This window comes from uncultured Amnibacterium sp., from assembly GCF_964244015.1.
Classification (GTDB): Bacteria; Actinomycetota; Actinomycetes; order Actinomycetales; family Microbacteriaceae; genus Amnibacterium.
Window position 1 is genome coordinate 1 of the sequence record NZ_CAXTHO010000159.1, and the last position, 5196, is coordinate 5196.

The window sequence follows — 5196 nt, forward strand, 5'->3', positions numbered from 1 at the left end:
GATGCGGGCTCGCGACCTTCACGCACTCGCTGTCCACCGCGATGGCGCTCGCCCCGGATGCGGAGGTGCGGGTCGTCCGCGTGCTCGATGCGGACGAGGCGCGCCTCGCGGGACCCGCCCGAATCCGCACCGCCCACGACGTGCAGCTCGTCCCGGGCGACCGGGCGAGCAGACTGCTGACGGTCGCGGCCCTCGACGCCGGCGACGTCGCCATCGTGCAGCACGAGTACGGCATCTACGGCGGTGCCGACGGTGACGAGATCCTGCCCGTGATGCGGGCCATGCGGGTGCCGATCATCGCGGTGCTGCACACGGTGCTCGCCCACCCGACGCCGGGCCAGCGATCCGTGCTCGAGCAGGTCGGGGCGCTGGCGGCATCGGTCGTCGTCATGACCGCGACCGCGAGGACCCTGCTGCTGCAGCACTACGCGGTCCCGGCGCACAAGGTGGTGCTGATCCCGCACGGCGTGCACGAGACACGGGTCGTCCCGCCGACGCGCGAGCGCGGGCGCACCGTGCTGACCTGGGGACTGATCGGCCCGGGCAAGGGCATCGAGTGGGGCATCCGCGCGATCGGGCACCTCGCCGACCCGACCGCCCACTACACGGTGCTCGGCCAGACCCACCCCAAGGTGCTCGCGCACGAGGGCGAGCGCTACCGGGACCGCCTGCACGGCGTGATCGACGAGCTCGGGCTCGCCGACTCGGTCACGCTCGACGACCGCTACCTGGACGCCGACGGGCTGGCCCTCGCCATCGCCGCGGCCGACGTCGTGCTGCTGCCCTACGACTCCCGCGAGCAGGTCACCTCCGGCGTGCTGGTGGAGGCGATCGCAGCCGGGCTGCCGGTCGTCGCGACCGCCTTCCCGCACGCGATCGAGCTGCTGGACCGCGGCCCGGGGGTCGTCGTCGAGCACGAGAGCCCCATCGCGATCGCGGAGGCGCTGCAGCGCGTGTTCGCGGGACCGGCGCCGGATCGCGCGGCCGGCTCGGCGCCCGTCGTCCCCGACTCCACGTGGGCCGAGGTCGCCGGGCGATACGAGGCGCTCAGCGCCGACCTGCTGACGGCGGTGGCCGCATGAGCGCCTCCGTCGCCACAGGAGCGGAGGGGGTCGCCCTCGGTGCGCCGGCGTACGACCACCTCGCGCATCTGACCGACCCGGTCGGGATCTTCGAGCACGCCCTGCACGCGGCCGTCCGGCCCGAGCACGGGTACTGCCTCGACGACGTCGCGCGCGCGCTGCTGGTGGTCGTGCGCGAGCCCGAGCAGACGGAGCAGCTCAGCCGGCTCGCCGAGACCTACCTCCGGTTCATCGAGGCCGCCGTGACCGACGACGGCAGCGCGCATAACCGCCGATCCGTGAGCGGCGCCTGGACCGACGACTCCGGCACGGGCGACTGGTGGGGTCGGGCGGTCTGGGCGCTCGGTGTCGCGACCTCGGCCGCGGCGACGCCGCTCATGCGGCGCCGCGCCCACCGAGCGTTCAGCCGGGCCGCGCAGCAGAGCTCGCTGCACCTCCACGCCTCCGCGTTCGCAGCGCTCGGCGCCGCCGCAGTCCTGCGATCCCGCCCGTCCGACACCGGCGCTCAGCAGATCGCGCACCGCCTGATCGACATGGTCGGGCCACCGCGCCGCGGTGCGTGGCTGTGGCCGCGACGCCGCATGACCTACGGCAGCGGATCGATCGCGGAGGCGGTGCTCGCGGCGGGAGTCGCGGTCGGCGACCCGTCGGTGATCGCGCACGGCCTCCAGCTCGTTCGCTTCGTGCTCGACCGCGAGACGACGGACGGGCGCCTCTCCGTCACCGGCACCGCCGGTCGCGGACCCGACGACCACGACCCGATGTTCGACCAGCAGCCGATCGAGGTCGCCGCGATCGCCGACGCGGCCGCCGCCGCGTTCGAGGTCACCGGCGCACCCGAGTGGCTGAGCGGCGTCCGACTCGCCTGGGCGTGGTTCGAAGGGGACAACGACGCGCGCACGGCGATGGTCGACCTCACCTCCGGCGCGGGCTTCGACGGACTCGAGATCGACGGCCGCAACGACAACCGCGGGGCCGAATCCACCCTCGCCGCGCTCAGCACGTGGCAGCTCGCACGTCGCTTCACCACGGCGCTCCGCGCATGAGCCTCCACGTCGAGGAGCACGCGGCAGGGCTCGCACCGGACTCGTCCCGGGTGGTCGCCCGGCTGTTCCTCCCGGGAGAGGGAGTCTCGTCGACCAGGTCGCGTGCCGCCCAGATCGTGGATCGGGTGATGGGGATCCCGCAGGAGCAGGTCGCTCGCCTCGTGCCGCAGATCCTCGAGGACTTCGGCTCGCGGCACGTCGACACGGCCGGGATCCTGCGGACGAACGCGCGTGCGGTCGGCTCGCGGGTGAGTGCCGCCGCGACGCTCGACGAGGACCGCGCCCTGCTGCTCGGCGCCAGCTTCACCGCCGAGTACGCGATCGAGGCGGCGGCGCTCTGCAACCCGAGCGCGGTGCTGCACCTCGACCAGTCCGGACTCGGCGGCGGCGAGGTCAGGGTCGCCGTCGCGCTGCGCGCGATCGGCGAGGGGCACGTGTCGTCGATCGAGTTCGCGGAAGCGATCATCGGACCCGGCCGCTCCTGGCGCTTCATGGACCGGGTCGCCCCCCTCGTGACCGCGACCGTGACGGCCGGGACGTGGCAGCTGGGGCACCTGCGCTCCGCGCTCGAGCACGAGGGGCGGCTCAACGAGCTGTCCTCCTCCGTGCTCGCCCGCCTGCCCAGCACGTTCACCGGGGTGGACGTGGAGCGCGCGCTGATCGGACTTCCCGGCGACCTCACCGCGCACCGCGACAGCGCCGCGGAGCTCGGCGTGCTCCGCGCGATGGTCGGCTCGACCTACGAGGCGCGGTTCGACCCCGCCACCGACCTCTCGCAACGGATCCTGCTGCCGTCGGCGGTCGAGGAGTTCCAGGGGATGGAGGACGCCCGGTTCACCCGCTTCGAGACCGAGGACGGCGAGGAGCACTACCAGGCCACCTACACGGCGTACGACGGCCGCGACATCGCCCCGCGACTCATCCGCTCGAGCGACCTCGTCACGTTCCGCGTGCACCGCCTCACCGGCGACGGCGCGCGGAACAAGGGGATGGCGCTCTTCCCCCGCAAGGTCGGCGGCGACCACGTGGCACTCACCCGGACCGACGGCGAGAGCATCTCCCTGGCCCGCTCGGCCGACGGCCTGCACTGGATCGAGGAGTCGGTGATCCACGCACCGACCGAGGCGTGGGAGGTCGTGCAGACCGGCAACTGCAGCTCACCGATCGAGACCGACCGCGGCTGGCTGGTGCTCACCCACGGGGTCGGGCCGATGCGCACCTACTCGCTCGGGGCGCTGCTGCTCGATCTGGAGGATCCGGGCGTCGTGATCGCCAGGACCGTCGACCCGATCCTCCGGCCGCAGCAGCGCAGCCAGGACGGGTACGTCCCCAACGTGCTGTACTCCTGCGGCGGCATCGCGCACGACGGCATCCTCTGGGTCCCGTACGGCGTCGGCGACTCCCGCATCGGCGTCTTCTCCGTCGTCGTCGACGAGCTGCTCGACTCGATGGCGCCGCAGGCCCGGGCCGTGTCGATCGCGTAAAGATCCCCTCCGCTGCTGGACCGTTTCCCTAGGCTCCCGGGGCATCGAGCGTCCCGCCGGTGATTCAGGAGGACCGCCATGCCCGTCGACGACAGCGCGATCTACGTCGATGGCCGACGGGACGACACCACGCCCGGCCTGGAACAGACCTACCAGGCGCTGCACCGCACACCCGGGGCCATGGCCTGGATCGGGATGCTGCGGCCGAGCGCCGACGAGCTCGCCTCCGTGGCTGCGGAGTTCGGCCTCGATGCCGCCACGGTCGCCGACGCGCGGGACGGTCACCAGCGCGCGAAGCTCGAACGGCACGGCGCCACCCTGTTCGCGGTGCTCCGCCCGGCCTGGTACGACGACCCCCACGAGACCGTGCAGTTCGGCGAGGTGCACCTGTTCGCCGGTCGCGACTTCGCGATCACGGTCCGGCATGCCGACCGGCCCGACCTCCACGACGTCCGACGCCGCCTCGAGGCCGTGCCCGCGCTGCTCGCGCACGGCTCGGAGGCGGTGCTCGTCACGGTGGTGGCCGCGGTGGTGCAGGGCTACTTCCCCGTGCTCGCGGGGCTCCGCGCCGACATCGACGAGGTCGAGGACGACCTGTTCGACGGCGAGGTGGACCCCGGTTCTTCGAAGCGCATCTACAAGCTGCTCGCCGAGGTGATCACCTTCCAGCGCGCGATCACGCCCCTGCCCGACATGCTCGGCGACCTGCTGCGGGGTGCCGAGAAGTACGGCACCCACGACGATGTGCAGTCCGGGATCCACAACGTGCGCAACGAGGCGCTGCGCGTCGCCGAGCGGGTGGACGGGTACCGTGCGCTGCTCGAGAACGCGCTCACCCTGCATTCGACGCTCGTCACGCAGGAGCAGAATGACGCGATGCGCCACATGACGAGCGCGAGCCTCGCGCAGGGTGAGGAGAGCCGCCGCCTGGCGCGCGCGTCGATGGAGCAGGGCGAGCAGGTCAAGCGGATCTCGTCCTGGGCCGCGATCCTCTTCGCGCCCTCGCTGATCGCCGGCATCTACGGCATGAACTTCCGGTTCATGCCCGAGCTCGACTGGCGGTGGGGCTACCCGGCCGCCATCGGGCTGATGGTCGCGTTCAGCCTGGGGCTCTGGCTCGTGTTCCGCCGGCGACGCTGGCTCTGAGCACCTCCGGTCTACCGGATACTCAGTCGTTCCGGAACCGGCGTCCTTAGATTCCCTCCATGACGAGTGAACGGCGTTGGGGTCAGCCTCTGTGGGTGTGGCGTGCTCTCGCCGTCTCGACCGTCCCGGCGATCGTGCTGCTCCTGTTCTCCCTGACGGTGGACGCCCGCGTGTTCGCGGTCATGCTGCTGATCGCCGAGGCGTTCATCGCACTGATGCTGTTCATGGGGTGGGCGCGAGCGGAGCGCGCGCGCTTCGAGGCGGAACTCAGCGGCGCCGAGGACTACGGCCCCTCAGCCTGACCGCCCGCCCGGCCCGTTCGCGGCCACATCCGAATCGCGATTCGAACGCCCCTCTCCTGCCGGCGGTCGCCGTCCCACCCGCCCTCTCTCGTTGATCGAGGTGCGAGCGAAGCGAGCCTCGAGATCACCCGGAGTC

The 5196-nt window shown here is 72.4% G+C and carries 5 protein-coding genes; all 5 read left to right on the forward strand.

What is annotated here, in order from left to right:
• Window positions 1-1082, forward strand: a 1082-nt coding sequence (locus ACFE67_RS13785; RefSeq protein WP_375407448.1) for a glycosyltransferase, incomplete at its 5' end; no start/stop codon positions are given.
• On the forward strand, window positions 1079-2128 hold the full coding sequence (locus ACFE67_RS13790; protein ID WP_375407449.1) for a glycosyltransferase: 1050 nt from the start codon (window positions 1079-1081) through the stop codon (window positions 2126-2128). The genes ACFE67_RS13785 and ACFE67_RS13790, both read left to right, overlap by 4 nt.
• Window positions 2125-3612 carry a glycosylase gene (locus ACFE67_RS13795; protein WP_375407450.1) on the forward strand — a complete coding sequence of 496 codons (1488 nt, stop codon included), beginning with the start codon at window positions 2125-2127 and terminating at the stop codon, window positions 3610-3612. The genes ACFE67_RS13790 and ACFE67_RS13795 overlap by 4 nt, the downstream gene beginning before the upstream one ends.
• Before the next feature lie 78 nt (window positions 3613-3690).
• On the forward strand, window positions 3691-4758 hold the full coding sequence (locus tag ACFE67_RS13800; protein WP_375407451.1) for a magnesium and cobalt transport protein CorA: 1068 nt from the start codon (window positions 3691-3693) through the stop codon (window positions 4756-4758).
• A gap of 59 nt (window positions 4759-4817) precedes the next feature.
• The gene (locus ACFE67_RS13805) at window positions 4818-5060 is read left to right on the forward strand and encodes a hypothetical protein (RefSeq protein WP_375407452.1); all 243 of its coding nucleotides are present in this window, start codon (window positions 4818-4820) and stop codon (window positions 5058-5060) included.
• The last annotated feature ends 136 nt before the right edge of the window (window positions 5061-5196 follow it).